The sequence below is a fragment of the Lacrimispora sp. 38-1 genome (genome assembly GCF_049890855.1).
In the GTDB taxonomy this organism is placed as follows: domain Bacteria; phylum Bacillota; class Clostridia; order Lachnospirales; family Lachnospiraceae; genus Lacrimispora.
Genome location: NZ_JBANEW010000058.1, coordinates 43,256 through 69,368 on the forward strand (window position 1 = coordinate 43,256; position 26,113 = coordinate 69,368).

Annotated in this window: 19 protein-coding genes and 1 other annotated feature; of the genes, 16 read left to right on the forward strand and 3 right to left on the reverse strand. The window is 44.6% G+C overall.

All coding sequences use genetic code 11. The annotated features are described in order from the left end of the window. Position 1: 1 nt before the first annotated feature. The 12 genes from V7D18_RS15805 to V7D18_RS15860 all read left to right on the forward strand — a co-directional run bounded on the left by V7D18_RS15805 (position 2) and on the right by V7D18_RS15860 (position 15,192). The gene (locus V7D18_RS15805) at positions 2-562 is read left to right on the forward strand and encodes a DJ-1 family glyoxalase III (protein ID WP_426155505.1); all 561 of its coding nucleotides are present in this window, start codon (positions 2-4) and stop codon (positions 560-562) included. A 15-nt stretch (positions 563-577) separates the two neighbouring features. Beyond that, entirely contained in the window at positions 578-2,023 is a 1,446-nt protein-coding gene (locus V7D18_RS15810; RefSeq protein ID WP_426155506.1) for an extracellular solute-binding protein, read from the forward strand. 3 nt (positions 2,024-2,026) lie between these two features. Next, positions 2,027-5,002, forward strand: coding sequence for an EAL domain-containing protein (locus V7D18_RS15815; RefSeq protein WP_426155508.1), 2,976 nt, complete (start codon positions 2,027-2,029; stop codon positions 5,000-5,002). Positions 5,003-5,115: 113 nt separating this feature from the next. Continuing rightward, the gene (gene tig, locus V7D18_RS15820; RefSeq protein WP_426155509.1) at positions 5,116-6,402 is read left to right on the forward strand and encodes a trigger factor; all 1,287 of its coding nucleotides are present in this window, start codon (positions 5,116-5,118) and stop codon (positions 6,400-6,402) included. A gap of 52 nt (positions 6,403-6,454) precedes the next feature. Next, positions 6,455-7,075, forward strand: a complete 621-nt coding sequence (gene clpP / locus V7D18_RS15825) for an ATP-dependent Clp endopeptidase proteolytic subunit ClpP (RefSeq protein ID WP_426155511.1) — start codon at positions 6,455-6,457, stop codon at positions 7,073-7,075. Positions 7,076-7,230: 155 nt separating this feature from the next. Further along, a complete protein-coding gene (clpX, locus tag V7D18_RS15830) occupies positions 7,231-8,532 on the forward strand; it encodes an ATP-dependent Clp protease ATP-binding subunit ClpX (protein ID WP_314460115.1) in 1,302 nt (433 codons plus the stop codon). 78 nt (positions 8,533-8,610) lie between these two features. Then, the gene (gene lon / locus V7D18_RS15835; RefSeq protein WP_426155513.1) at positions 8,611-10,929 is read left to right on the forward strand and encodes an endopeptidase La; all 2,319 of its coding nucleotides are present in this window, start codon (positions 8,611-8,613) and stop codon (positions 10,927-10,929) included. A gap of 12 nt (positions 10,930-10,941) precedes the next feature. Next, positions 10,942-11,541 (forward strand): ribosome biogenesis GTP-binding protein YihA/YsxC, encoded by a 600-nt coding sequence (gene yihA / locus V7D18_RS15840; protein ID WP_426155514.1) that lies wholly within the window; start codon positions 10,942-10,944, stop codon positions 11,539-11,541. Positions 11,542-11,608: 67 nt separating this feature from the next. Next, positions 11,609-12,487, forward strand: a complete 879-nt coding sequence (locus tag V7D18_RS15845; protein WP_426155516.1) for a transporter substrate-binding domain-containing protein — start codon at positions 11,609-11,611, stop codon at positions 12,485-12,487. A 106-nt stretch (positions 12,488-12,593) separates the two neighbouring features. Then, on the forward strand, positions 12,594-13,388 hold the full coding sequence (locus tag V7D18_RS15850; RefSeq protein WP_426155829.1) for an amino acid ABC transporter permease: 795 nt from the start codon (positions 12,594-12,596) through the stop codon (positions 13,386-13,388). After that, positions 13,389-14,132, forward strand: coding sequence for an amino acid ABC transporter ATP-binding protein (locus V7D18_RS15855; RefSeq protein WP_426155518.1), 744 nt, complete (start codon positions 13,389-13,391; stop codon positions 14,130-14,132). A 106-nt stretch (positions 14,133-14,238) separates the two neighbouring features. Beyond that, positions 14,239-15,192 carry a D-2-hydroxyacid dehydrogenase gene (locus tag V7D18_RS15860; protein ID WP_426155519.1) on the forward strand — a complete coding sequence of 318 codons (954 nt, stop codon included), beginning with the start codon at positions 14,239-14,241 and terminating at the stop codon, positions 15,190-15,192. Positions 15,193-15,231: 39 nt separating this feature from the next. Here V7D18_RS15860 and V7D18_RS15865 read toward each other — a convergent pair whose 3' ends face one another. From V7D18_RS15865 to V7D18_RS15875, 3 genes are read right to left on the reverse strand one after another with little or no spacing between them, the layout of a single operon-like run. Next, complete coding sequence (locus V7D18_RS15865) at positions 15,232-15,453, reverse strand: hypothetical protein (RefSeq protein ID WP_426155521.1); 222 nt, start codon at positions 15,451-15,453, stop codon at positions 15,232-15,234. A 37-nt stretch (positions 15,454-15,490) separates the two neighbouring features. After that, the gene (locus V7D18_RS15870; protein ID WP_117418143.1) at positions 15,491-16,015 is read right to left on the reverse strand and encodes a DUF4364 family protein; all 525 of its coding nucleotides are present in this window, start codon (positions 16,013-16,015) and stop codon (positions 15,491-15,493) included. A gap of 21 nt (positions 16,016-16,036) precedes the next feature. Next, entirely contained in the window at positions 16,037-17,188 is a 1,152-nt protein-coding gene (locus V7D18_RS15875; RefSeq protein WP_426155523.1) for an NAD(P)-dependent malic enzyme, read from the reverse strand. Positions 17,189-17,330: 142 nt separating this feature from the next. Between V7D18_RS15875 and V7D18_RS15880 the strand changes: the two genes are divergently transcribed. The 4 genes from V7D18_RS15880 to V7D18_RS15895 all read left to right on the forward strand — a co-directional run bounded on the left by V7D18_RS15880 (position 17,331) and on the right by V7D18_RS15895 (position 25,923). After that, on the forward strand, positions 17,331-20,909 hold the full coding sequence (locus V7D18_RS15880) for a DUF5717 family protein (protein ID WP_426155525.1): 3,579 nt from the start codon (positions 17,331-17,333) through the stop codon (positions 20,907-20,909). Between the two features lie 15 nt (positions 20,910-20,924). Beyond that, complete coding sequence (locus V7D18_RS15885; protein WP_426155527.1) at positions 20,925-22,148, forward strand: DUF5716 family protein; 1,224 nt, start codon at positions 20,925-20,927, stop codon at positions 22,146-22,148. Next, positions 22,145-22,960, forward strand: a complete 816-nt coding sequence (locus V7D18_RS15890; RefSeq protein WP_426155529.1) for a tetratricopeptide repeat protein — start codon at positions 22,145-22,147, stop codon at positions 22,958-22,960. Before V7D18_RS15885 ends, V7D18_RS15890 begins: the two co-directional genes overlap by 4 nt. Before the next feature lie 39 nt (positions 22,961-22,999). Then, positions 23,000-23,220 (forward strand) — a binding site (T-box leader). Positions 23,221-23,283: 63 nt separating this feature from the next. After that, positions 23,284-25,923, forward strand: coding sequence for a valine--tRNA ligase (locus tag V7D18_RS15895; protein WP_426155530.1), 2,640 nt, complete (start codon positions 23,284-23,286; stop codon positions 25,921-25,923). The last annotated feature ends 190 nt before the right edge of the window (positions 25,924-26,113 follow it).

Below are 26,113 nucleotides of genomic sequence, written 5' to 3' on the forward strand. Positions count from 1 at the left end.
TATGGGTAAGGTTTATGCGTTTTTAGCGGATGGGTCAGAAGAGGTGGAACTGCTTGCAGTCGTTGATGTTCTGCTGAGAGGAGGCCAGGATGTGAAACTGGTGTCAGTAACCGGAAAAAAGAATGTGACCGGCTCTCATGGAATAAAACTTCAGGCGGACGTATTGATTTCCCAGACAGATTTAAAAGACGGGGATGTGCTCTTTCTTCCCGGAGGGATGCCGGGAACCAGGAACCTTGGTGCAAATGAGGAATTGGTCCGGGCGCTGATGGAAGCACATGAAGATAACCGCAGGATAGCAGCGATCTGTGCCGCTCCCAGTATTCTTGGCAGGCTTGGGATTCTGGAGGGAAAAAAAGCAACCTGTTTTCCGGGATTTGAGCAGGAATTAAAGGGAGCTGCTGTGGTGAAGCAGGGTGTGGTGACAGACGGAAACATAACGACAGCCAGAGGGCTGGGGTATGCACTTGACATGGGAATTGAGCTGTTAACATTACTCGTTGATAAACTGCATGCACGTAAAATAAAAGAGGCAATTCAATACGACCAGATCCCCATGTAACAGGCAGGTGAACCTATGAAAAAGAGTTGGATGGTACCAATTGCTTTTGCTTCCTGCTTATTCTTACTTACCGGATGCGAGAAAAAGGATCCCTATGGACTTTCTTCCAGGGATCCTGTTACGATCTCAATCTGGCATTATTATAATGGTGTCCAGAAGGAAGAATTTGACAGTCTGGTCAGATCATTTAATGAAAATGAAGGACGGGAAAAAGGAATTATAGTTAAGGCTTATAACAAAGGAAGCATTGATGAACTGAGCAATACGATCAATGACAGTATTGAGCACAGAGTTGGTTCAGACCCGCTTCCTGACGTGTTTTCTGCCTATGCGGACAAGGTCTATGAAGTGGACCGCATGGGACTGGCAGCGGATTTAAGTAATTACCTTACCTCCGATGAGATATCAGAATATGTGGATGCATACATGGAAGAGGGCAGATTTGATGATGACAGCTCTGTTAAAGTATTTCCAATTGCCAAATCCACCGAGATACTTACAGTGAATAAGACGGACTGGGAGAAGTTTGCCGCTGCAACCGGTGAATCGGAAGATGCATTTTCTACCTGGGAAGGAATCACCAGGATATCGGAGGCCTATTACAAATGGACAGACAGCCTGACGCAAAAGCCTTCCGACGGGAAAGCTTTCTTTGGCAGAGATGCATTTGCCAACTATATGATTATCGGCAGTCTGCAGCTGGGGCACGAGATTTTTTCTGTGAAAGACGGAAAAACCACTCTGGATTTTGACAAAGAGGCAATGAGAAAACTGTGGGATAATTACTACATACCCTTTGTAAACGGATATTTTGGCGCTTACGGGAGATTTCGCAGTGATGATGTAAAGACCGGGCAGCTGGTGGCATTTGTAGGAGCTACCAGTGGAATCTCGTATTTCCCAACCTCTGTAACCCTTGAAGATGGGACAAACTATGCCATTGAAAGCAAGCTCTATCCCCTTCCCGGCTTTGCGGGAACGGTACCCTGCGCTGTTTCCCAGGGAGCAGGTATGATGGTTTTCAAATCAGAAGAAAAGCGGGAATATGCAGCCGTCTGCTTCCTGAAGTGGTTTACCGACACAAAGCAGAATATGAAGTTTGCCATTGGTTCCGGGTATCTGCCGGTTAAAAAGGCGGCAGCGGAGCAATCCCTGCTGGAGCCTTTTTTACAGGAAGCCGGGGAGAAAAGCGCAGTATCCCAGAACCTGCTCATTGGCCTGGATACGGCAAATAAGTACAGACTTTATACTTCTAAACCTTTTAAGGGGGGAGACCGCGCCAGAGAGATTCTTCAGACTTCTATGGCTTCAAAGGCCAGAGAAGATTACCAGAAGATTGAAACAATGATAAGCCAGGGTGCAGACCGGGAGAGAGCAGTTGCAGATTTCACAACGGATGAGAATTTTAATAACTGGTATGAAGACACGAAAAGGCAATTGGAAGCAGTCATCGGAGAGTAGTTTATGAAAGAAAAGAAAAGTGAGTCCATACGAAACCATTTGCTTGGACCGCTGTTAATCCTGCTGGTTGTGCAGGCTGCAGTGATTGCCGGAACGGTGCTTTTCGGCGGTGTTTCTGTTAAATTAAAGAATAATGAAATCCATGTTTTAAGCCGGAATACAGAGAATACCAGACTGGGCCTGGAAAAGGAGACTCTTCATCACTGGATTGTCATGCTGAATCATTCCGCTTTCGTTTCCGATGAAATTGAGCAGATTCTGAAGAAAAACCGGTGCAGTGCACCTGACATTTCAAATGATTACATGCTAAACCGCGAGATTGTGGAACAGATAATAGAAAAGTCCATCGATATGCTTCATATGAGTTATGCAACCGGAGTTTATTTTGTTCTTAACGGGCCGGCAGCAGCCAATAGTTCCAGCGATATGAAAGCAGGCTTTTACATACGCAGTTCCAATCCGGGAGGGTATCTGACGGATAATTCTTCTCTTCTGATGGAGCGGGGGCTGCCATCTGTGGCAGAAAAATATAACATACCTTTGGACTCATTCTGGGAAATCGGGTTTGGCAAAGGGGAAGATTCAAAAAACAATGAGTTTTACCAAAAACCTCTAAAAATGGCTTCCCAGGCAGGAATCAGTGGGGATGAAGCGATGAAACAGGCTTATTTAAGTCCGCCTTTCCGCTTAAGTCCCAAAGACATGCCCGTTATTACTTATTCGGTGCCGGTGATTTTAGACGATGGAACCGTTGTGGGAGTCTGGGGCCTGGAGATGACTTTGAATCAGCTGGGACAGATTTTATCAGAGAAACAGACCAACAGCAGCTTTGAAGAATGCTGGCTCCTTGGAATCAGAAACAGGGAGACAAAAGAAATTGTTCCGGTGATTGATTCCGGCTATCTCTATAATCAGTATTTCAACGAAGCGGCGAATATAACTTATACAGACAACAGAAAGAAATCAATCAGCGAGATTGAATCTTCCGATGGAACAAAGTGGTATGCAAGCATTAACAGCCTTGATGCATATGCAAACAACGGGGTAATGGAAAAAGAAGACTGGGTACTTGTGGGAATGGCAAGGCAGAAGGATCTGCTTGCATTTTATAATGCGATCCGGCGGATGCTGTTCAGTGCCATGCTGGTTCCCATTTTGTTCAGCCTGCTTGGAGCGTTTGCCATTGGAAAGATTGTGACGGAACCGATTCGGAGACTGGCAGGAGAGTTAAAGGGTAAATCCGGTAACCGGGGGCTTGCGCTGAAGAGGGTTCATATCCGTGAAATTGATGATCTTACGGAAACCATTGAACAGTTAAGCCGTGACGTGGAGCAGTCTGCATCAAAGATTTCCAGCATCCTCCGCCATGCCAATGTTATGATCGGAGTTTTTGAGTATGCAGACGGTGCAGATCAGGTTTTCTGCAGCCAGTCTCTTTTTGAGATGCTTGGCTGGGGAACCATAGAGGAGCCATACCGGTATCTGGAGGTTGAAAGATTTGAAATGCTGATGGATCAGACTTTTACCGGTGTGCGGATAAAGGGAGACCGTGTTTTTCAGAGTCTGGAGATGGAAGGCGGGACACGGTGGGTACAGGTGATCATAGATGAGTCCAAGGCGGGAACCACTCTTGGCGTATGCTCTGATGTGACTGCAGATGTGCAGGAAAAAGAAAAGCTGGAATGGGAACGTAATTTTGATCTGCTGACAGAACTGTATAACCGGAGGGCGTTTCGGGAACAGGTGGAGTTTGTGATGAGAACCCAGAAGGAAAAATACGGGGCAGTGATCATGTGGGATCTGGACAATTTAAAGTATATCAATGATACATATGGGCATGATGAAGGAGACCGCTACCTGATTCTGTTTGCGGACTGTTTAAAGAACAGCTTTGCCGGAAGGGGTATTTTAGCCCGTTATTCCGGCGATGAATTTGTGACGTACTTACATGGAGACAGCAAAGAGAAAATACGAAAGGATGTCTGTGATTTTGTAAAGTACATTCAAAAGGCGGCTCTCAACATGGAGGGCGGATACATGCTTCCTGTCCGGGTTTCAGGGGGACTGTCCTGGTACCCTGATGATGCCGCAGAATTTGAAACTCTGTTTAATTATGCGGATTTTGCCATGTACATGGTAAAACATAGTGTGAAGGGCAACGTAAGGGAATTTGACCTGGATGAATATACCCATAATTCTTATATGCTGACAGGCAGTGAAGAATTGAACCGAATGCTGGAAACAAGAGATGTAAGTTTTGTTTTTCAGCCGATTGTGACACGGGAAGGCAGTATCTACGGATATGAACTTCTGATGAGACCGCATTTTACAAACTTAAGGGGAATCGGTGAAGTTTTAAACCTTGCAAGGTCCCAGGCAAAACTGCCTCAGATTGAGTCGCTGACCTGGTTTGCTGGCTTAAAGGCAGCAGCGGCTGAACTGGAGAAGGGCCATTTGGGAGAAACGGAAAAGCTGTTTATTAACTCCATTGCCTCTGTGTGTATCACCGAGGATGAACAGGCAGAACTGGAGCATAATTTTAATGGCCTTCTAAGCCGGATTGTCATTGAGATGACAGAAGGAGAACCTGCCAGCCGGGAACTCATGGAAAGAAAGATGGATATGGCCAGAAAATGGCGGGGACAGACAGCTGTGGACGACTTCGGTACCGGATATAACAGCGAATCCGTTCTTCTGCATATGCGTCCGGAGATTGTGAAAGTGGATATGAGTCTGGTAAGGCAGATACACAAGGATACGAAACGACAGATGATATTAAAAAATCTGCTTGATTTTGCTTCCAGCAACGAAATCTGTGTATTGGCAGAAGGTGTGGAAACGGAAGAGGAACTGGTATTTTTACTAAATTGCGGCATTTATTTATTCCAGGGATATTACATTGCCAGGCCCCAGATCGAGATTCGTCCTCTTGATCCTTATATCGCCGGAAAAATGAAGGAGCTCGCAGGAAAAACCTGATTTTATCGTAAATAATACTGGAATTTAGGGGACGAGTATGGTATAATGCTAAATTGAAGTGTAACGCCCTGTCGGTAAGGCGGTTCACATATATCTCAAGGAGGAACCCATTAATGAGTTTACAAGTGGAAAAATTAGAAAAGAACATGGCAAAATTAACGGTAGAAGTGCCGGCTGAGGAGTTTGAGAAGGCTCTTACCGCAGCTTACAATAAGAATAAGGGCAGATTTAATATCCCTGGTTTCAGAAAAGGCAAAGCACCACGTGCCATGGTAGAAAAGATGTATGGAGCAGGTGTCTTATATGAGGACGCTGTAAATGAAGCTCTTGATGCGACATATGGAGATGCAGCAGAGGAAAGCGGACTGGAGATCGTTTCCAGACCGGAAATCAGCGTTGTTCAGGTTGAAAAAGGCCAGAACCTGATCTATACTGCTACTGTAGCCGTAAAACCCGAAGTGACTTTAGGCGAATATAAAGGTATTGAAGTAACCAAAGCATCTGCTGAAGTAACAGAAGAAGATATTGAAGCAGAATTAAAGAAAGTCCAGGAACAGAATTCCAGACTTGTTACCGTAGAAGACAGAGCAGTAGAAGACGGCGACCAGACAGTAATTGACTTCGAAGGTTTCGTTGACGGAAAGTCTTTCGAAGGCGGTAAGGGCGAGGATTATCCGCTTACCATCGGTTCCCATTCCTTTATCGATACATTTGAAGAGCAGCTCATTGGAAAGAACATTGGAGAAGCCTGTGAAGTAAACGTAACCTTCCCAAATGAATATCATTCCACTGAACTTGCTGGAAAACCGGCTATGTTCAAGGTTACCGTTAAGGAAATCAAGAGAAAAGAGCTTCCTGAGTTAAATGATGAATTTGCCGGCGAAGTTTCTGAATATGATACATTGGAAGAATACAAAAACGACATGAAAGAAAAAGTTGCTGAGAGAAAGCAGAAGGCAGCAGCTACTGAAAACGAAGATCATGTTGTAGAGAAGGTAGTGGAGAACGCAGCTATGGATATTCCTGAGCCGATGATTGACAGCCAGGTAAACAACATGGTGAATGACTATGCAAGAAGAATGCAGAGCCAGGGACTTTCTCTTGACCAGTATATGAAGTTTACAGGTATGACAATTGAAACATTAAGAGAGCAGATGAAGCCTCAGGCATTAAAGAGAATTCAGACAAGACTGGTTCTTGAGGCAGTTGCAAAGGCAGAGAATATTGCTGTTTCTGATGAAGCAGTAGAAAAAGAAATTGCAACTATGGCTGAAAGCTACAAGATGGAAGTTGGACAGATTAAAGAATATCTTGGCGAAAGCGGCATTGCACAGATGAAAGAAGATCTGGCAGTACAGGAAGCTGTTGATTTCCTGGTAGCAGAAGCAAAATTAGTTTAAGAAGTTTTATTCCCGGTAGATTCCAGACATCCTGTCCGGAGTCTATTCGGTTTTGAGTGAGCAAGAACAGACAGGAGGAAGAAAGATGAGTTTAGTACCTTATGTCATTGAGTCAACCAGTAAGGGGGAACGCTCTTACGATATTTATTCCAGACTTTTAAAAGAGAGAATTATTTTTCTTGGTGAAGAAGTGTCTGATGTTTCAGCAAGCCTTATTGTGGCACAGCTGTTGTTTTTAGAGGCAGAGGATCCCACCAAAGATATCAATCTTTATATTAACAGCCCGGGCGGATCTGTGACTGCCGGAATGGCGATCTATGATACCATGAACTATATCAAATGCGATGTTTCTACTGTCTGCATGGGTATGGCTGCAAGTATGGGAGCATTTCTTTTGTCAGGCGGTGCAAAGGGCAAGCGTTTTGCACTTCCCAATGCAGAAGTTATGATTCACCAGCCCTCAGGCGGAGCGAAAGGTCAGGCAACTGAAATTCGTATCGTTGCAGAGAATATTCTGAAGATAAAGAAACGCCTGAATGAAATTATGGCGGCAAACACTGGTCAGCCTTATGAAGTAATTGAACGTGATACAGAACGGGATAATTACATGACTGCTGATGAAGCAAAGGCTTACGGGCTGATTGATAATATTCTTTACAGTCACGACCGCTGATTTATGCTCAAAAAGCATGAGCCATTAACAAGGAGCACCCTTCGGGTATCCCTTTATGCTCAAAAAGCATGAGCCATTAACAAGGAGCACCCTTCGGGTATCCCTTTATGCTCAAAAAGCATGAGCCATTAACAAGGAAAGTATGAGGTGTGTATATGCCGGTAAGAACAGACGACAAGATCCGATGCTCTTTTTGCGGGAAAACCCAGGATCAGGTAAAAAAACTGATAGCCGGTTCCAATAATGTCTACATCTGTGATGAGTGCATTGATTTATGCGCGGAGATATTAGAGGAAGAATTCGACGGTCATGATGATGAGGCACCTGATTTCAGTAACATTAATCTGATGAAGCCCAAAGAGATGAAGGCATTTTTAGATGAGTACGTTATCGGTCAGGACGAAGCAAAAAAGGTGTTGTCCGTAGCAGTATATAACCATTACAAGAGAATCACATCCGGTAAAAAACTGGATGTGGACATACAGAAGAGCAATATTCTGATGTTGGGGCCTACCGGTTCCGGTAAAACTTATCTTGCGCAGACTCTGGCTAAGGTTCTTAATGTGCCCTTTGCCATTGCAGATGCCACCGCCCTTACAGAAGCCGGTTATGTTGGTGAAGACGTAGAAAACATTCTTTTAAAATTGATCCAGGCAGCTGAATATGATATCAGCAGAGCAGAATTCGGAATCATTTATATCGATGAGATTGATAAGATCACCAAGAAATCAGAGAATGTGTCAATCACCAGAGATGTTTCGGGTGAAGGCGTTCAGCAGGCTCTGTTAAAGATTCTGGAGGGCACGGTTGCAAGCGTTCCGCCTCAGGGAGGAAGAAAGCATCCCCACCAGGAGCTTTTACAGATCAATACCACCAATATTCTGTTTATCTGCGGCGGAGCTTTTGATGGTCTGGAGAAAATCATTGAACGCCGTTTAAGCGCAGGATCCATTGGATTTAATGCGGAAATTGTAGATAAGAACAAAACGGATATTGATGATCTCTTAAAGAAGACCCTGCCCCAGGATCTGGTTAAATTCGGGTTGATCCCTGAATTTATCGGACGCGTTCCAATCACCGTATCGCTGGAACTTTTAGATCGGGAAGCTCTGGTTAAGATTTTATCAGAACCGAAGAATGCGTTGATTAAGCAATACCAGAAATTGTTTGAGCTGGACGACGTAAAACTGGAACTGACCAGTGAAGCAGTGGAACGTATTGCGGAACTGGCTGTTGAAAGAAAAACCGGTGCCAGAGGTTTACGCTCCATTATGGAAAGCGTTATGATGGATTTGATGTATGAGATTCCATCAGACAGTAGCATCGGAATCTGCAGAATCACCAAAGAGGTTGTGGATAAAAACGGAGAGCCGGAGCTGGTTTATCGGGATACGGCAGTGCCCAGAAAATCACTGGCTCAGAAATTGAGAAAAGATAAGACAGGCGAGATCGCATAGATCCCTGCATGAGTCGGGAAGGTGTTACAGCGAATCAATCTGCTGGAACACCTTTTTGAATGCAAAGGAGAGAACCAAATGGTAGATAAGACAATTAAAATGCCGGTTATTGCCTTAAGGGGTATGACTGTTCTACCCAAAATGATGCTGCACTTTGATATCAGCCGGGAGAAATCCATCGCAGCGGTTGAAAAAGCGATGGTAGGAGATCAGAAGGTATGTCTGGTGACCCAGAGAAATCCCGAAGAATCCGACCCCGGAATGGATGACTTATATCAGGTAGGAACGGTAGCTTTAATCAAACAGCTGGTGAAGCTTCCCAACAACGTAATACGTGTCATGGTGGAAGGGCTGGAACGGACAGAGCTGCTGGCTCTTGATCGTGAAGGACCGCTTCTTGTGGGAGAAATCGAGGAATTGCAGGTGCCGGATGATATACTGGATCCGGTTACCATACAGGCGATGGCTGAGATCGTGAAAGAAAAGCTGGAAGCCTATGGCAGGGAAAACCAGAGGATTGCCAAGGAAGTGGTGCCGGGACTGCTGGTTATTCTGGATTTAGGAGAACTCTTAGACCAGGTGGCGGTTCAGCTGTCATGGGATTACCGTCTCCGCCAGCAGGTGCTTGAAAGCGTGCTACTGGAAGAACGGTACGCTCTTGTTATGAAACACCTGATTACTGAAATTGAAGTGACTAAGGTAAAAAAAGAATTGCAGTCCCATGTAAAGGAACGGATTGATAAAAATCAGAAGGACTACATTTTAAGAGAGCAGATGAAAGTAATCCGGGAAGAGCTGGGCGAGGATAATCCGCTCACTGACAGCGATGAATATGCAAAACGTTTAAAAGCATTAAAAGCAGATAAAGAGATTAAGGAAAAGATCCAAAAAGAGATAGACCGTTTTAAATCCATGCCAGGAGGAAGTCAGGAAGCCAATGTAGTCCGGATGTATCTGGATACCGTCCTTGATTTCCCGTGGAAGAAGATGTCAAAGGACAATAACAACATCGTTCACGCGCAACAGGTGCTTGACGAAGAGCATTATGGTCTGGAAAAGGTCAAGGAACGGATTCTGGAATACCTTGCAGTCCGCATTCTGACAAAAAAGGGAACCAGTCCTATTATATGTCTGGTTGGACCTCCCGGAACGGGAAAAACTTCAATTGCAAGATCTGTAGCGAAAGCGCTGAATAAAGAATATGTAAGAATCAGTCTGGGTGGAATCCGGGATGAAGCGGAGATCCGGGGGCACAGAAAAACATATGTGGGTGCCATGCCGGGCAGGATTGCAGAGGCTGTCAAACAGGCAGGAGTCAGCAATCCCCTGATGCTTCTTGATGAGATTGACAAAGTCAGCAGTGATTACAGAGGTGATACTTCTTCCGCACTTTTGGAGGTGCTTGACAGTGAGCAGAATGTGAAATTCAGAGATCATTATATTGAACTTCCCATTGATTTATCCAATGTACTCTTTATTGCAACAGCCAATACCATAACAACGATCCCCGGTCCTCTTCTCGACCGTATGGAAGTAATTGAAATAAACAGCTATACAGAGAATGAAAAATTCCATATTGCCAAAAACTATCTGGTGAAAAAGCAGCAGGAAAGAAACGGTCTCATGGGAAAACCGGTTACCATAACGGATCAGGCCCTGGAGAAGATCATTCACAACTACACAAGAGAAGCCGGAGTGAGAAATTTAGAGCGGCGGATCGGTGCTGTGTTCAGAAAAGCAGCAAGAGAATTTCTGGAAGATAAAAACCGGATGATTGAAATAACAGAAAGTGAACTGGAGAAATACTTAGGGAAAGAAAAAGTATCCTATAACAATGTCAATGAAGAAGACCAGGTGGGAATTGTAAGAGGCCTTGCATGGACCAGTGTAGGGGGAGATACCCTGCAGATTGAAGTAAATGTAATGCCTGGTAAGGGAACTCTTCAGATGACAGGGCAGATGGGAGATGTCATGAAGGAGTCTGCACAGACTGCTTTAAGCTATGTCAGATCGGTAGGACCGGAATATAAAGTGCCGGACGACTATTTTGAGAAGCATGATATTCATCTTCATATACCCGAGGGAGCAGTTCCTAAGGATGGCCCGTCTGCAGGAATTACCATGGCAACTGCCATGCTTTCTGCCGCTACAAACCAGAAGGTATGCGCAACAGTCGCCATGACAGGGGAAATAACCTTAAGAGGCCGGGTTCTTCCCATCGGTGGCTTAAAGGAGAAAATACTTGCAGCACGCATGGCCCGTGTAAAAACGGTTCTGGTTCCGGATAAAAACCGTCCGGACATCGCAGAATTATCGGAAGAGATAACAGAAGGCCTTACAATTGTGTTTGTAAAGGAAATGCCTGAAGTATTAAAAGAGGCTTTCGTCCAGGAATAGAAAGGAAATCATATGATTATTAAAACCGTGGAACTGGAGACTGTATGCGGCATTACAAGCAAGCTTCCGGAGAATACAAAACCGGAATTTGCTTTTGCCGGCAAGTCCAATGTTGGGAAATCCTCTCTCATCAATGCCCTTATGAACCGGAAGTCCTTTGCAAGGACCTCATCTCAACCAGGTAAAACACAGACCATTAATTTCTATAGCATTAATGACTCATTCTATTATGTGGATCTTCCCGGCTACGGTTATGCAAAGGTAGCCGTGGAAGTAAAAGCAAAATGGGGAAAGATGATTGAAAATTATCTTCATAAATCCCCGATGTTAAAATGTGTATTTTTACTGATCGATATCCGTCACGAGCCTTCAGACAATGACAAAACCATGTATGACTGGATCGTTAACAATGGGTATCAGCCGGTTATTATTGCCACGAAGCTGGATAAGCTGAAGCGGAGCCAGGTGGCGAAAGCATTAAAGGTGGTGCGTACCGGGCTGGGAATCGGATCTGAAGTAACTGTGATTCCATTTTCTGCAGAGACCAAACAGGGCAGAGAAGAAATCTGGGACTTGATTGAGGATTCTGTAAATAGTCTTGACAAGGAGTAAAAATCTTTTTATAATGAACCTATTTATTACATAGAGTTCATTAAGGAAGAAAGAGGAGAAAACAGTTATGAAAAAAACTATGAAGAAAATTGTATCAACTCTCATGGCGGCAGCTCTGGCAGCGGCGGCATTAACTGCCTGTTCAGGCGGTAACTCCACAGCAGGCACTTCTGGTGCAGGAAAAGAAGCAGGAGACAAAAAAGTATTAAAAGTTGCCATGGAGTGCAGCTATGCTCCCTACAACTGGACTCAGCCAACCGATGCTAACGGAGCGGTGAAGATATCCGGAAGCTCTGATTATGCATACGGTTATGATGTAATGATGGCGAAAAAGATTGCGGACGAGCTTGGTTATAGTCTTGAAATTGTGAAGCTGGACTGGGATTCTTTAGTACCTGCTGTTCAGTCCGGTAAGGTTGACTGTGTCATCGCAGGACAATCCATCACAGCAGAACGTATGCAGTCCGTTGATTTTTCAGATCCATACTATTTTGCAACCATCGTAGCTTTAGTAAAAGCAGGCGGCAAGTATGAGAACGCAAAAAGTGTTGCTGACTTAAAGGGCGCAGTTGCTACCTCCCAGTTAAACACCATCTGGTATGATAACTGTCTTCCCCAGATTCCGGAAGCAGACATTCAGCCGGCACAGGAATCCGCTCCGGCCATGCTTGTTTCTTTAAATTCCGGAAGATGTGACGTGGTAGTAACAGATAAGCCAACCGGTCAGGCTGCTCTTATTGCATATCCTGATTTTAAGCTCCTTGATTTCACCGGTACAGACGGGGAGTTCAAGGTCTCTGATGAAGATATTAACATCGGTGTTTCTGTTAAAAAAGGCAATGCTGAGTTAAAGGATGCCATCAACGGAGTGCTTAAAAAGATGACCAAGGATGATTTTAATAAGATGATGGAAGAGGCGATCAGTGTTCAGCCGCTTTCAAAGTAATAAAGGATAAAAAGAATCAGGGCTTGAAGGCACGGGATAAGAGTTTTTTCCGTGCCCCTTGTTCTGTTTTAACGAAGCTGTGAAAGGGAGAAGGTAGTATATGTCTTTGCCGTCAGATTTTTTTGGAAGAATCGTATTTATACTGCAAAATTATGGTCCGTCCTTTTTAGCAGGGGCCGGCAAAACAATGGCGATCGCCGTTTTGGGTACGCTGATCGGCTGTGTGATTGGCTTTGCTGTGGGAATTATTCAGACAACCCCGGAATCAAAGCAGGATAATCTGTTTAAAAAGGTACTGATTAAAGGAATCAAATTTATTTTAAATGTCTATGTGGAGGTATTCCGCGGAACCCCTATGATGGTTCAGGCCATGTTTATCTTTTATGGATCTTCCGCGCTTTTTGGAATTAATATGTCCATTGTATTTGCCTCCTATTTTATTGTCTCCATCAATACCGGAGCATATATGGCAGAGACTGTCAGAGGCGGAATTCTTTCCATTGATCCGGGTCAGACCGAAGGAGCAAAAGCCATTGGCATGACCCATTACCAGACGATGTTAAATGTTATCATGCCCCAGGCGCTGCGCAACATCATGCCCCAGATCGGCAATAACTTAATCATCAATATTAAGGATACCTGTGTGCTTTCTGTCATCGGGGTCGTGGAGCTGTTTTACGCGACTAAGGGTGTGGCAGGAGCTTACTATACCTATTTCGAAGCATTTACCATTACCATGGTAATTTACTTTGTCCTGACCTTTACCTGTTCCAGAATTCTCCGCCACTGGGAGAAAAAGATGGATGGACCGGACAGCTACGATCTGGCGACCACAGATACGTTAGCTTATACCAGCGGAATGGTAAAATTTCCGGATCCGAAAGAGAAGGAGGGTAAATAAATGGCTGACAGCAATGTATTAAAAATTCGTCATTTAAGTAAGACATTTGGAACCAATGTGGTTTTAAGAGATATTGATTTCAATGTAAATGCAGGAGATGTGACCTGCATTATCGGAGCATCCGGCTCCGGAAAGTCCACTCTTTTACGCTGTATCAATCTTTTGGAAACCCCTACTACCGGTGAGATTTTATATCATGATGTGGATATCACTGACAGAAAGATGAACGTGCCCGAATACCGGACCAAAGTCGGTATGGTGTTTCAGAACTTTAATCTCTTTAATAATATGACCGTACTGGATAACTGTATGGTAGGCCAGGTGAAGGTTTTAAAGAAGGATAAAGAAGAAGCGAAAAAGAAGGCGATGATGTTTTTGGAGAAGGTTGGAATGGCTCCTTATATCAACGCCAAACCAAGGCAGCTCTCAGGCGGACAGAAGCAGAGAGTGGCAATTGCCAGAGCACTTGCCATGGAACCGGAGGTTCTGCTGTTTGATGAACCGACTTCCGCTCTGGATCCCCAGATGGTTGGAGAGGTTCTTGCAGTTATGAGAACACTTGCAAAGGAAGGTCTTACCATGATCATCGTAACACATGAGATGGCTTTTGCAAGAGATGTGTCCAACCATGTGGTTTATATGGCAGGAGGCGTGATTGAAGAAGAGGGAGCACCTGCAGATATATTCGGAAATCCCCGGAAAAACTCAACAAAGGAATTCTTAACCCGGTTTATGCAGGGATAGAAGCAGAAGGAGCTGTTGCAAAATGACTGAAAGATCAGTTGTGGAGCAGGCTCCTTTTTGATATACTGGAAGATAAAAAAGAAGAATTGACTGAAAGGAGGTTCTTATGAAACTAGTATTTATGGAAACTGATACTCTGGGAGATGATGTGGATTATTCCCCGTTTTATGATCTGGGAGAAGTGGTGAAATATAATAAATCGGAGCCGGAGTATAATCAGGAACGGGTCAGAGATGCGGATATCATTGTGGTAAATAAGATCCCCATGAATGAAGAAACACTAAAATATGCAGAGCATGTGAAGCTGATCTGTCTGACGGCTACCGGGACCAATACCGTTGACTTTGATTATGTTAGAAGAAGAAAGATAGCAGTCACCAATGTGAAGGGCTATTCCACCCGGTCTGTGGTTCAGCACACCTTTGCATTGCTGTTTTATGTCTATGAGAAGCTTTCGTATTATGATCATTTTGTGAAATCAGGTGAATACGCAGCCAGCGATATATTCAGCAGATTTGATATGAAATTCAATGAACTTTTTGGAAAGACCTGGGGAATTATCGGACTTGGAGAGATTGGAAGAGGGGTGGCCCGGGTGGCAGAAGCCTTCGGCTGCAGAGTGATTTATTATTCCACCTCCGGTAAAAATACGAATTCCAGCTGGGAGCGTGTTGATTTTGATGTCTTGTTACATGAGTCGGATATCATATCCATTCATGCTCCGTTAAATTCTGCCACAGAATATTTAATTGATGAAGATGCCTTGAAAAAGATGAAAAAATCTGCGGTACTGCTGAATCTGGGCAGGGGAAATATTATCAGGGAAGAAGCCCTTTTAAAAGCACTGGAAAACGGAGAGATCGGAGGAGCAGGGCTTGATGTAATCAGTGCAGAGCCCATGCTGCCGGATAATCCCCTTTTGCAGATGAAAGACAGTACAAAACTGATTATTACTCCCCATATCGCATGGGCCACGGTTGAGGCCAGAAGAAGGTGCCTTTATGAGGTGTACGAAAACATCGTCTCTTATCTGCGGGGAGAGGAAAGAAATATTGTATAACACAAAAAAAGGGCGGCTTAATACAGCCGCCTCATGTGATCAGTCTTTCGGAAGGGGACGGGAAAAAAGGTTCCGTATCTTGATCCGAATGAAGGTACGGAGCACTTCGGCCCCCAATACCAGAATTAATAATGGAAGAAAAACAGTGAGAAACAATTTGGCTTTTAATCGGAACATCTTCTTTTTGTGCTGCAGCTTCAAAGACTTATAGTGGTCAGAAACAGAGTGATACCATGTTTTTTTAACCGGAACTTTCTTCAAACGAATTCCCCCTTAATCAGATCTGCTGACAGAAAATTTACGATCCGCTCATCAATGATTTCATGGCAAATGCATAGATTTCCTGACTTTTTAATTTCCAGTGGTCACACATGATTTCTGCCTGATCCTTATCGGGAACGGACAGCTCCAGATTAATCAGACAGTTCTTGCCTTCTCTTACCTCGCAGTGAACAATGTAGTCCTGGCTTGTAGATTTATAGTAATCTGCCGTCACACCCACTTCATTGCGGAGACGGAACTTGTTTTCTTTTAAATATTCATCCATGTCATGGACAATAGCCGGTGAAATCTTATTGCCGAAGAAAGAGAGAGTCTCCTCCCCTTCTCTTGTAATATCATACCGGCTGCTGTTGTGATTGGTCTCCACATGCAGCAGTCTTGCCTCTAATAGTTCATTCAATGCCTGATTCAACGTAAAATATGTGGTATATTCATGCTCCAGAAAAAAGTTAGATAATTGTGCACTGGTCAGGGGGAAGTTAACCTGCTTCAACATGTATAGAATCATCAGCTTATAAAGTGTCATGGGTTCTGAGAGCATCGGATAACCTCCATCTTTCTATTACCGGATATGGTCTTTCACCGCCCGGCTGACAACATCTGCCACACGGGGATCAAAAGCCTCCGGCAGGATATTGTCTTCATTTATTTCGGAAGGTGCTACCAGGCCTGCGATGGCCTCTGCAGCAGCAAGCTTCATCTCTTCTGTAATGGCAGCAGCTCTTCCCTCCAGCGCACCTTTAAAAATACCCGGGAAGACAACTACGTTATTCACCTGATTTGGAAAATCGGATCTGCCTGTACCAACGACTCTGGCACCTGCCTTTTTCGCCAGGTCCGGCATGATCTCCGGAACCGGATTTGCCATGGCAAAGAGAATGGAATCGGAATTCATGGAGGAAACCATCTCCTCTGTTACAATTCCGGGAGCTGAGACACCGATAAAGATATCGGCCCCCTTCATGGCGTCGGCAAGGCTTCCTGTCTGCCGTTCTTTATTCGTGGTATCCATCATCTTTTCCTGCATCCAGTTTAAACCTTCCATCCCCTTAAAAAGAATTCCTGCCCGGTCACAGAGGACGATATGTGAAAATCCGTAAGACAGTAAAAGTCTGGTGATGGCAATGCCGGCAGAGCCTGCGCCGTTTACTACCACGCGGCAGTCCTCTTTCTTTTTCCCTGTCACTTTCAGTGCATTGATCACTCCTGCAAGGACTACGATTGCAGTACCATGCTGGTCATCATGAAAGACGGGAATGGAAAGGAGCTTCTTTAACCGCTCTTCAATCTCAAAGCATCTGGGTGCAGATATGTCCTCAAGATTAATTCCGCCAAAAGCAGGAGCAATGGCAGCAACGGTCTTAATAATCTCTTCCGTATCCTGTGTGTCCAGGCAGATGGGAATGGCATTGACCCCGCCGAATTCCTTGAATAATACTGCTTTGCCTTCCATCACCGGCATGGCTGCTAGCGGGCCGATGTTACCAAGGCCTAAAACAGCGCTGCCGTCGGATACAACGGCGATGGTGTTGGATTTGATGGTATATTGATAGGCGGCTTCAGGATTATCCGCAATCACCCTGCAGGGCTCCGCTACTCCGGGGGTATATGCGAGGGCTAAATCTTCCCTGCTTTTTACTGCTGCCTTGGAAGTTATTTCCAGCTTTCCGCCCCATTTCTCATGAAGCAATAATGCTTTCTCGTTGGTCGTCATAATGAGTTTGTCCTTTTTTCAACAGTTTTTATTTATCATACCAATTTTAGGGTTTTAAATCAATAGAAAATATGTTAGAATATAGAGTAATTCAAATGAAGTAAACGAAAAACATAAGGAAATTGAACATACAGGTGGTACTATGAGAGAACGAATCAACAGGCTGGCAAAGGGCATCATTGATTCAGAAATTCCAAAGATTAAGGTTACCCCATCGGGAATTGATGATGTGGTGCGTTCGGGCGGAGCCACGAGACGGGAACTTGTCGTTACCAGTGAGAATAACCTGCACATAAAAGGGCTTGCATATTCCTCTAACTACCGCGTCCGGATGATAAGCGGGTCGTTCGGGGGTACATACAATCATCTGGTCTATGAGATTAACGGAAGTTTCATGGAAGACGGGGATGTGATTGAGGGATCTTTTTATCTGGTTACCAATGGCGGCGAGAAGGAAGTCCCTTATTCGTTTCGTGTAGAGCTTGGCACGTCAGGAAAGGCACTGAGTGATTTAACGACAGCAGAGAATTTTGCAGATACTGCAAAAAAAGATATGGATACAGCTCTTCGTTTGTTTGAGTACCGCGATTTTGTTACCGCTCCGTTTATGAATGATCTTCATGTAAGAGCAGTTTATGACGGATTAAAGGGCAGGCCTGACAGAAGAAAGGAACTGGAAGAGTTTCTTGTGGCTTTAAAGGTAAAAAAGCCGGTGGAGTTATCGGTGGATACCGGAGAGCGCAGATATGGAGAACTGGAGGATGCTGTCAGGGACTGGATCGAAATCAGGCGCAGCTGCTGGGGCTGCATCAGCCTGGAAGTGACAGCAGACTGTGATTTTATAGAGCTGCCAAAGAAGACCATTGGCGAACAGGATTTTGAAGATGATATATGTGAGCTGCCTTTTGTTGTACACCCGGAGCGTATGCACCAGGGAGAAAATTATGGCAGAATTCAGATAAACGGAGTGGAAGAGTGTTTCCTGGTACCGGTAATATCGGTAAGCAACCCGGGAGGAGGAATATCGGCGGAGGACGCCTTTGCAAAAGAGGCATTCGGCCGATTTTTGCGGCTTCGCCTGGAGGCGGAGACAGGGAAAGAACGTGCAGAGTCTCTGTGTGGAGAGATGGAAAAGGCACTTGATGAAATCGAACTGATGAAGGGGGAGTCGGGTCTTTTAAAGCTGCTTCGTGCAGAATGCTGCCTGTTTGCCGGAGAGAAATCGAAAGCAGCACTTTTCCTTGATGAAAGCAGGGATGAGATTCTTTCAGAAAGACAGGAGAAGAAGGAGATTTACTGCTATTACCAGTATCTGCGGCTGGAGATTCAGCCCGATGAGTACCAGCGGGAATCGCTCGTACGTCTGATGAAAAAATATCTGGAAGAGGATCATCGCCTGTTTTATATATTTGGACTTCTTGTTAAAACAGACAGCCGGTTACTTGAAAATCCTCCGGCATTACTGGCAACGCTCAGGCGTCAATACGAAGCAGGGGTAAGAAGCCCCTTTTTCTATGTATGGGGCTGCAAAGTATTAAACAGTGCGCCGGAGCTGATGCGGGGCATTGGTCCCATGGAGCTTCAGATCCTGTTTTCTGCTGCGGGGAAAGGGCTCATCGGGAAAAGACTGGCATCACAGATTTGCAGACTCACTCTCACTGCCAGGCATTATAACCGGCTGCATTACCGGATGCTTTGCAGGCTTTATAAAGAGACATCTGAAAAAGAGGTATTAGAGGCTATCTGTTCCCTGCTGATCAAAGGAGAGTGCCGTAATTCGGAAGCTTTTTCCTGGTATGAGAAGGGAATCAGGGCAGGAATCAGCCTGACCAGGCTTTATGAATATTTTATTTATGCGCTGCCTAAGAATTACTGCTATCTGCTTCCCAAAGAAGTGCTTCTTTATTTTTCCTACGGAGGCAGCGAACTGGATCTTTACAGCAGAAGTGTTCTTTATAAGAATGTTCTTGTATATTTAGAACCTTCTGATCCCCTTTATCAGGCTTATGAGCGGGTAATTGAAAAGTTTGCGACGGAGCAGCTTTTCGAGTCAAGGATTGACAATTACCTGGCTGCAATCTATGAGCGGATGGTGTTAAAGGAAGTCGTGGATTTATCTATGGCAAAAGTGCTTCCTTCCATTCTGCGCTCCTACCGGGTGGAATGCAGCAATAAAAAAATGAAGTATGTCATTGTCTGTTATGAAGAAATGACGCAGGAAGATGCGTTTCTTTTAAATGACGGCGTAGCCTATGTCCCTCTTTTTTCTGAACACAGCATTCTGCTTTTTCAGGATGCATATGGAAACCGGTACGCCAATATATCATACAAAAAGGATCCGGTGATGGAACGAAACGAGCTGGAGGAGAGATGTTTTGAACTGTTTCCGGAACATTCCATGCTTCGCCTTCGGGTCTGTGACGAGATTCTGGCCCGCGGTGCGAGAGACGCCAGAGAAGTGGGCATTCTGGAAAGCACACTGGAGGATCCAAATCTGCGTCCCTATTACCAGAAGCTTTTGTTATCAAGAGTCATTGAATATTATCAAAAGCAGACAGAAACTGCGCCGGAGCAGGGAGAGGGAGCCGGAGCCGGATATTTACTGAAGCTTGATAAAAAGGTTCTCTCCAGACAGGAACGGGCCGGAGTCTGTGATACGCTGATTCACAACAATTACATGGAGGAAGCTTACCTGATGATCCGGGATTTTGGCGGGGAAGGAATCAGTTCCAGGCAGCTTCATAAGCTGTGTACGGAGATGATTCTTAAGAATTTATTCCGTGAGGATCCGCTTTTACTCCATCTGGCATATACCGCCTTTTTAGAAGAAGAAAGCGACAGCGTTCTCCTGGATTATCTGTGTGAACATTACAATGGTCTCAGCAGCCAGATGTACCGTATTTTGCTGCAGGGAGTTTCCCTTCATGTGGAAACCTATGATTTGGAAGAGCGTCTGACTGCCCAGATGATGTTCAGCGGCGATATTTCAAGACTGGATAAGGTTTTTCATTTATACCAGAGTAGGAAAGAGCCTGGTGAGAGCATTGTAAAGGCATATTTCACCTTAAAGTGCACCGACTATTTTATGAATGGGAAAGAGCCGGAAGAAAAGGTCTTTTCTTATCTGGAAGGAATCGTACAGGCGGCGTCTCAGAAAGGCCGTTTTCCTACCATCTATTTACTGGCACTGACCAGATATTATTCGGAGCTTCCTGCTATTGATGAGCCGCAGGAAGAGCTGTTAAAAAGCATGGTATCACTGCTGCTGGAAGAACGTCTGGTATTCCCGTACTACAAAAAGCTGGCAAAGTATATCCCCATGCCTGAGGATGTCATGGATAAGGCGATGATTCAGTACTGCGCAGAACGGGATTCGAAAATTGAACTGGAAATCAGGATACTTCCTGATGAGGAAGAGTATCACAGTGAGGATATTACCCGTATGTATCAGGGTGTTTTCGTGAAACAGAAAATACTGTTTGAAGGCGAAATCATGGAATACCGGGTAAAAGAGCTGATTGATGAAACATGGGTATTAAAGGAAGAGGGAAGCGTCAGCTGCGAGGCAGGCGTTACCCCCAAAGATTCGGACAGCAGATATGCCTGCTTAAACGAAATGAGCCTGTCTCTAAATTTAAAGGATGAAACCGGGCTTAAAAAACGGATGCAGGAGTATTTAAAGAAAAATGCTGCTGCGGAAGAAATATTTTCACTGATGTAAGATAAGGGGATGTCAATGGACGGACTGATAATAGGGCTTGATCTGTGTGATGCCTATACCCGGATATGCTGCCATGACAGAGAAAAATCATGGAGCATTCCTACGGTTATCTGCAAGAAAAAGGATGAAGAAGCCTGGTACATAGGAGAAGAAGCTTATGCCTATACTCTTGTGGGAGAAGGTATAATTGTGGACAAGCTGATAAAAATGGTAAGAAAAGACGGGACTGCAACACTTGGCGGTACGAAATATGATGGTCTCGACTTACTAAAATTATTTTTGAAAAAAATCATAAAGCTCCCCATGGAAGAATTTTTCTGTGAGGAGATTAAACAGCTGGTGATTACCATGCAGAAAGTGGATGGAAAGCTGATGGATGCGCTGATGTATTGTGCAGACTCTCTGGGGATTGAACGGGAGCGGGTTCATATTATCAGCCATACGGAAAGCTTTGTTTACTATGCACTCAGCCAGAAAAAAGAAGTATGGGGAAACCAGGTGGGAGTATTTGATTTATCAGAGGACTCGTTTCATTACCATGAGCTTAAGGTCCAGAGAGGACTTCGGAAAATGATGGTGATTGCAGAGCATGAGGCTTTGGAAGAAAGCTTTAATCTGGATATTCTGGATACACCTTCCGGAGGAAAGCTGGCGGATAAAATCTTAAGCTCCTGTGCTGACCGGCTTTTGCAGAAAAAGCTCTTTTCTTCTGTATTTTTAACCGGAAAGGGGTTTGAACGCCATGACTGGGCAAAGGATTCCATGAAAGTGCTATGTTCCAGAAGAAAGGTTTATATGGAGCCGGAGCTGTTTGCCAGAGGTGCCGCTTTTAAAGGAATGGATTATTTACAGGATAACTCCGCATATCCATTTATCTGTATCTGCGAAGGTCATCTTCATTCCACTGTTTCCCTGCGTGTGCTTCACAAGGAACGGGAGAGTCAGCTCATAGTGGCAGCAGCAGGTGATAACTGGTATGAGGCGAAAAGCAGCGTGGACTTAATTGTGGATAAACAGGATTATGTGGAATTTATGGTAACACCCATGGATCCCAAGCAAAAGAGGATGGTTAAGATAGCTCTGGAGGGATTTCCCAATCGTCCGGACCGGACGACCCGCCTGGGAATCAGTTTTGGATTCCTGGATGAGAAAACCATGGCCGTTGTTTTAAGGGATAAGGGATTTGGAGAACTGTTTCCGGCTTCCGGTGCAGTCATCAGACAGGAGGTTATGTTATGAGCCTCATTCTGTGCCGGCAGGAACCGGTGAAGCGGCCCTTTTACTTTGAATATCTGGGAATACGGATTTTTTCTTCCCAGGAACTCAGCTATGTGATTTATAATCATCCCCTTCTCGTAATAGATGGATTTATAGATGAAAGTCTTCTGGAATTTATCCGGGAAGATTTAGATATGGCTTTTTTCGCGGCAAAGCTGGAGAAATGGCAAAAAAGCGGGGAAGATGAGGATGAGCTTCTGGCTATGATTCTTCATGAATGTGATTATTACAGTGCTGCGGAAGTGGGACGGTTTCGTCAGCAGCTGGCTGCATTTCGCAGGCTGCCGCAGTCAGAACTGTTAAAGGAAAAGGCTGATTTTCTTTTTCTTAAAAAGCAATACGGCAAAGCAGTATCTATTTATCTGAGAATTATTGACATGGCTAGAGCAGACAGAGGCAGTGACGGATTTACGGCAAAAGTCTATCATAACTTAGGGGCTGCCTATGCCCGCCTGTTTCTTATGGATAAGGCCTGCAAAGCCTATGAAAAATCATTTGACCTTGTCAGAAACGAAGAGGTACTGAAAAAAATCTGCCACTTAAGCCAGTGGAATCCTTCTGTGATACCGGGAGAGCGCTTTTTAACTCTTATGACAGAGGAATTGAAGCAGATATGCATCAAAGAGCGGGAAATGGCAAATGAAACGGCAGGGAAGGCAAAGAGCCTGCTTGAACTGGAAGACTTATTCCAGAAAGATCCCATTAAGCGTTTCCAGGGAGCGGGAGAACTGGTTTCCAAGTGGAAGAAGGAATACCGCAATATTATGTCTTGACAAAACGGTAAAAAGCCTCTATCATATACTAGATAACAGGAAAAGGTATTGAAGAAGAGGAGTACGCACATAACCCTGAAAGAGAAAACCGTCCGCAGGCTGAAAGACGGTTAAGGCAGTGTTTGCGGAAGGTAGCTTCGGAACCGGAAGGCTGAAGTTTTATGATAAAGTAAGCTTTCACGCATGGCCCCGTTAAAGGCTCTAAAGATATGGCAGAATCTGCCGTAATAAAGGTGGTACCGCGTTTATTCGCCCTTTGTGTCTTCGGATGCAGAGGGCTTTTTGTTTTTCCAAAATACTGAATTGATATAAAGGAGAAGATTATGAAAGAGTTGGAGAAAACCTATGATCCTTCAGGGATTGAAGGCAAACTTTATCAGAAATGGCTGGACAAAAAGTATTTCCATGCCAAACCAGATAAGGATAAAAAACCGTTTACCATTGTGATGCCCCCGCCCAATATTACCGGTCATCTTCATATGGGGCATGCCCTTGATAATACCATGCAGGATATTCTGATCCGCTATAAGAGGATGCAGGGCTTTGAGGCTCTGTGGCAGCCGGGTACGGATCATGCAGCCATTGCGACGGAAGTAAAAGTTATTGAAAGCTTAAGAGCGCAGGGGATTGAAAAGGCAGATTTAGGACGGGACGGCTTTTTGGAAAAATGCTGGGACTGGAGAAAAGATTACGGAAGCCGGATCATTAATCAGCTTCACAAGATGGGGTCATCTGCTGACTGGGACAGAGAGCGTTTTACCATGGATGAAGGCTGTTCCGAGGCAGTACAGGAAGTTTTCATCAGACTGTATAAAAAAGGCTATATCTATAAAGGTTCCAGAATTGTAAACTGGTGTCCTGTCTGTCAGACCTCTATTTCCGATGCTGAGGTAGAACATGAAGATCAGAATGGATTTTTCTGGCATATTAACTACCCGATTGCAGGTGAGGAAGGCAGATACGTGGAAATTGCTACTACCAGACCGGAAACACTCTTAGGCGATACGGCAGTTGCGGTAAATCCTGATGATGAGCGTTACCAGGATTTAATTGGTAAGATGTTAATCCTTCCCCTTACCGGACGGGAGATTCCTGTCATAGCGGATTCCTATGTAGACAAAGAATTCGGAACCGGCTGCGTTAAGATTACCCCGGCTCACGACCCCAATGACTTTGAAGTGGGAAGAAGACATCAACTGCCTGAGCTTACGATTATGAATGATGATGCTACCATTTGTCTTGCAGGCAGCAAATATAATGGTATGGAGCGCTATGAAGCCAGAAAGGCCATTGTAAAAGACTTAGAGGATTCAGGCCTTCTGGTTAAGGTGGTTCCCCATTCTCATGCAGTCGGTACCCATGACCGCTGTAAAACCACGGTAGAGCCTATGGTGAAACAGCAGTGGTTTGTTAAAATGGAAGAGATGGCAAAACCGGCTATCGAGGCATTAAAGACCGGAGAACTGAAATTCGTTCCGGAGCGTTTTGATAAGATCTATCTTCACTGGCTGGAGAATATCCGGGACTGGTGTATTTCCAGGCAGCTCTGGTGGGGACACAGAATTCCTGCATATTATTGTGATGAGTGTCATGAAATTATTGTTTCCAAAGATTCTCCTGATGTATGTCCCAAGTGCGGCGGTACTCACTTCACACAGGATGAAGATACTCTCGATACCTGGTTTTCCTCTGCTCTCTGGCCATTTTCAACCCTTGGCTGGCCGGAAAATACAGAAGATTTAAAGTATTTCTATCCCACCAGCGTTCTTGTAACCGGCTATGATATTATTTTCTTCTGGGTAATCCGCATGGTATTCTCCGGAATCGAACAGACAGGGGAGCTTCCGTTCCATACTGTGCTGATTCATGGACTGGTAAGAGATTCCGAGGGAAGAAAAATGAGCAAATCCCTGGGAAACGGCATTGATCCTCTGGAAGTCATCGATAAATACGGCGCTGATGCCCTTAGAATGACACTGATTACCGGAAATGCACCTGGCAATGATATGCGATTTTACTGGGAGCGGGTAGAGGCAAGCAGAAATTTTGCCAATAAAGTATGGAATGCATCCCGGTTTATCATGATGAATATTGAAAAAGCTCCTGATGCAAAAGCACAGCTTTCTGAACTCACCATGGCGGATAAGTGGATCCTGTCAAAAGCCAATACTCTTGCCAGGGATGTAACAGAAAATCTGGATAAATACGAGCTTGGAATCGCTCTTTCCAAGGTTTATGATTTTATCTGGGAAGAATTCTGCGACTGGTACATCGAGATGGTGAAGCCAAGACTGTGGAATGAAGAAGATACCACAAAGAATGCAGCTGTATGGACATTAAAAACTGTTTTAATCAATTCCTTAAAGCTGCTTCACCCCTATATGCCGTTCCTGACTGAGGAAATTTTCTGCAATCTTCAGGATGAAGAAGAATCAATCATGATATCAAAATGGCCGGAATACAGGGAAGAATATGCATTTGAGGCGGAAGAACTTGCGGTAGAAACCATTAAAGAGGCAGTAAGAGGTATCAGAAATGTGAGAACCTCCATGAATGTTCCTCCAAGTAAAAAGGCGAAGGTATACGTAGTTTCTGAAAATCAGGACGTTCTGGATATTTTTGAACGAAGCAAAGTATTTTTTGCTACTCTCGGATATGCAGGCGAGGTATGCATACAGAAGGATAAGGCAGGGATCGGCGAAGACGCAGTTTCAGCAGTGATTCACCAGGCTGTCATCTATATGCCGTTTGCAGAGCTGGTTGATGTTGAGAAAGAAATTGAACGCCTGAAGAAGGAAGAAGAACGTCTGGATAAGGAGCTGGCCCGTGTGCGCACCATGTTAAGCAACGAGAAGTTCGTAAGCAAGGCGCCTGAGGCCAAGATCGAAGAAGAAAAGGCAAAGCTTGAGAAATATGCTCAGATGATGGAGCAGGTTAAAGAACGGCTTTCCCAGCTATCTTGATCATTTTATAAAAAATCGACAATTTAATATTATATGAAAAAACAGTCGAACACAGAAAAAACCACTGTGTCCGGCTGTTTTTTTGCTGTCCGGGATTGGGGTCTCCAATTCCCTGATAAGTGAGAGTAAGACAAAAATATCAGATCCGGTCTGTAAATTACTGTCGGGAACTGACACAGCAGGTTGGAAA

Excerpts from the sequence above, each read along its gene's own strand:
- V7D18_RS15805 (WP_426155505.1), top strand. The coding sequence starts at position 2 with ATGGGTAAGGTTTATGCGTTTTTAGCGGATGGGTCAGAAGAGGTGGAA.
- V7D18_RS15810 (WP_426155506.1), top strand. The coding sequence starts at position 578 with ATGAAAAAGAGTTGGATGGTACCAATTGCTTTTGCTTCCTGCTTATTC.
- V7D18_RS15815 (WP_426155508.1), top strand. The coding sequence starts at position 2,027 with ATGAAAGAAAAGAAAAGTGAGTCCATACGAAACCATTTGCTTGGACCG.
- tig (WP_426155509.1), top strand. The coding sequence starts at position 5,116 with ATGAGTTTACAAGTGGAAAAATTAGAAAAGAACATGGCAAAATTAACG.
- clpX (WP_314460115.1), top strand. The coding sequence starts at position 7,231 with ATGCCGGTAAGAACAGACGACAAGATCCGATGCTCTTTTTGCGGGAAA.
- lon (WP_426155513.1), top strand. The coding sequence starts at position 8,611 with ATGGTAGATAAGACAATTAAAATGCCGGTTATTGCCTTAAGGGGTATG.
- yihA (WP_426155514.1), top strand. The coding sequence starts at position 10,942 with ATGATTATTAAAACCGTGGAACTGGAGACTGTATGCGGCATTACAAGC.
- V7D18_RS15845 (WP_426155516.1), top strand. The coding sequence starts at position 11,609 with ATGAAAAAAACTATGAAGAAAATTGTATCAACTCTCATGGCGGCAGCT.
- V7D18_RS15855 (WP_426155518.1), top strand. The coding sequence starts at position 13,389 with ATGGCTGACAGCAATGTATTAAAAATTCGTCATTTAAGTAAGACATTT.
- V7D18_RS15860 (WP_426155519.1), top strand. The coding sequence starts at position 14,239 with ATGAAACTAGTATTTATGGAAACTGATACTCTGGGAGATGATGTGGAT.
- V7D18_RS15870 (WP_117418143.1), bottom strand. The coding sequence starts at position 16,015 with ATGCTCTCAGAACCCATGACACTTTATAAGCTGATGATTCTATACATG.
- V7D18_RS15875 (WP_426155523.1), bottom strand. The coding sequence starts at position 17,188 with ATGACGACCAACGAGAAAGCATTATTGCTTCATGAGAAATGGGGCGGA.
- V7D18_RS15880 (WP_426155525.1), top strand. The coding sequence starts at position 17,331 with ATGAGAGAACGAATCAACAGGCTGGCAAAGGGCATCATTGATTCAGAA.
- V7D18_RS15885 (WP_426155527.1), top strand. The coding sequence starts at position 20,925 with ATGGACGGACTGATAATAGGGCTTGATCTGTGTGATGCCTATACCCGG.
- V7D18_RS15890 (WP_426155529.1), top strand. The coding sequence starts at position 22,145 with ATGAGCCTCATTCTGTGCCGGCAGGAACCGGTGAAGCGGCCCTTTTAC.
- V7D18_RS15895 (WP_426155530.1), top strand. The coding sequence starts at position 23,284 with ATGAAAGAGTTGGAGAAAACCTATGATCCTTCAGGGATTGAAGGCAAA.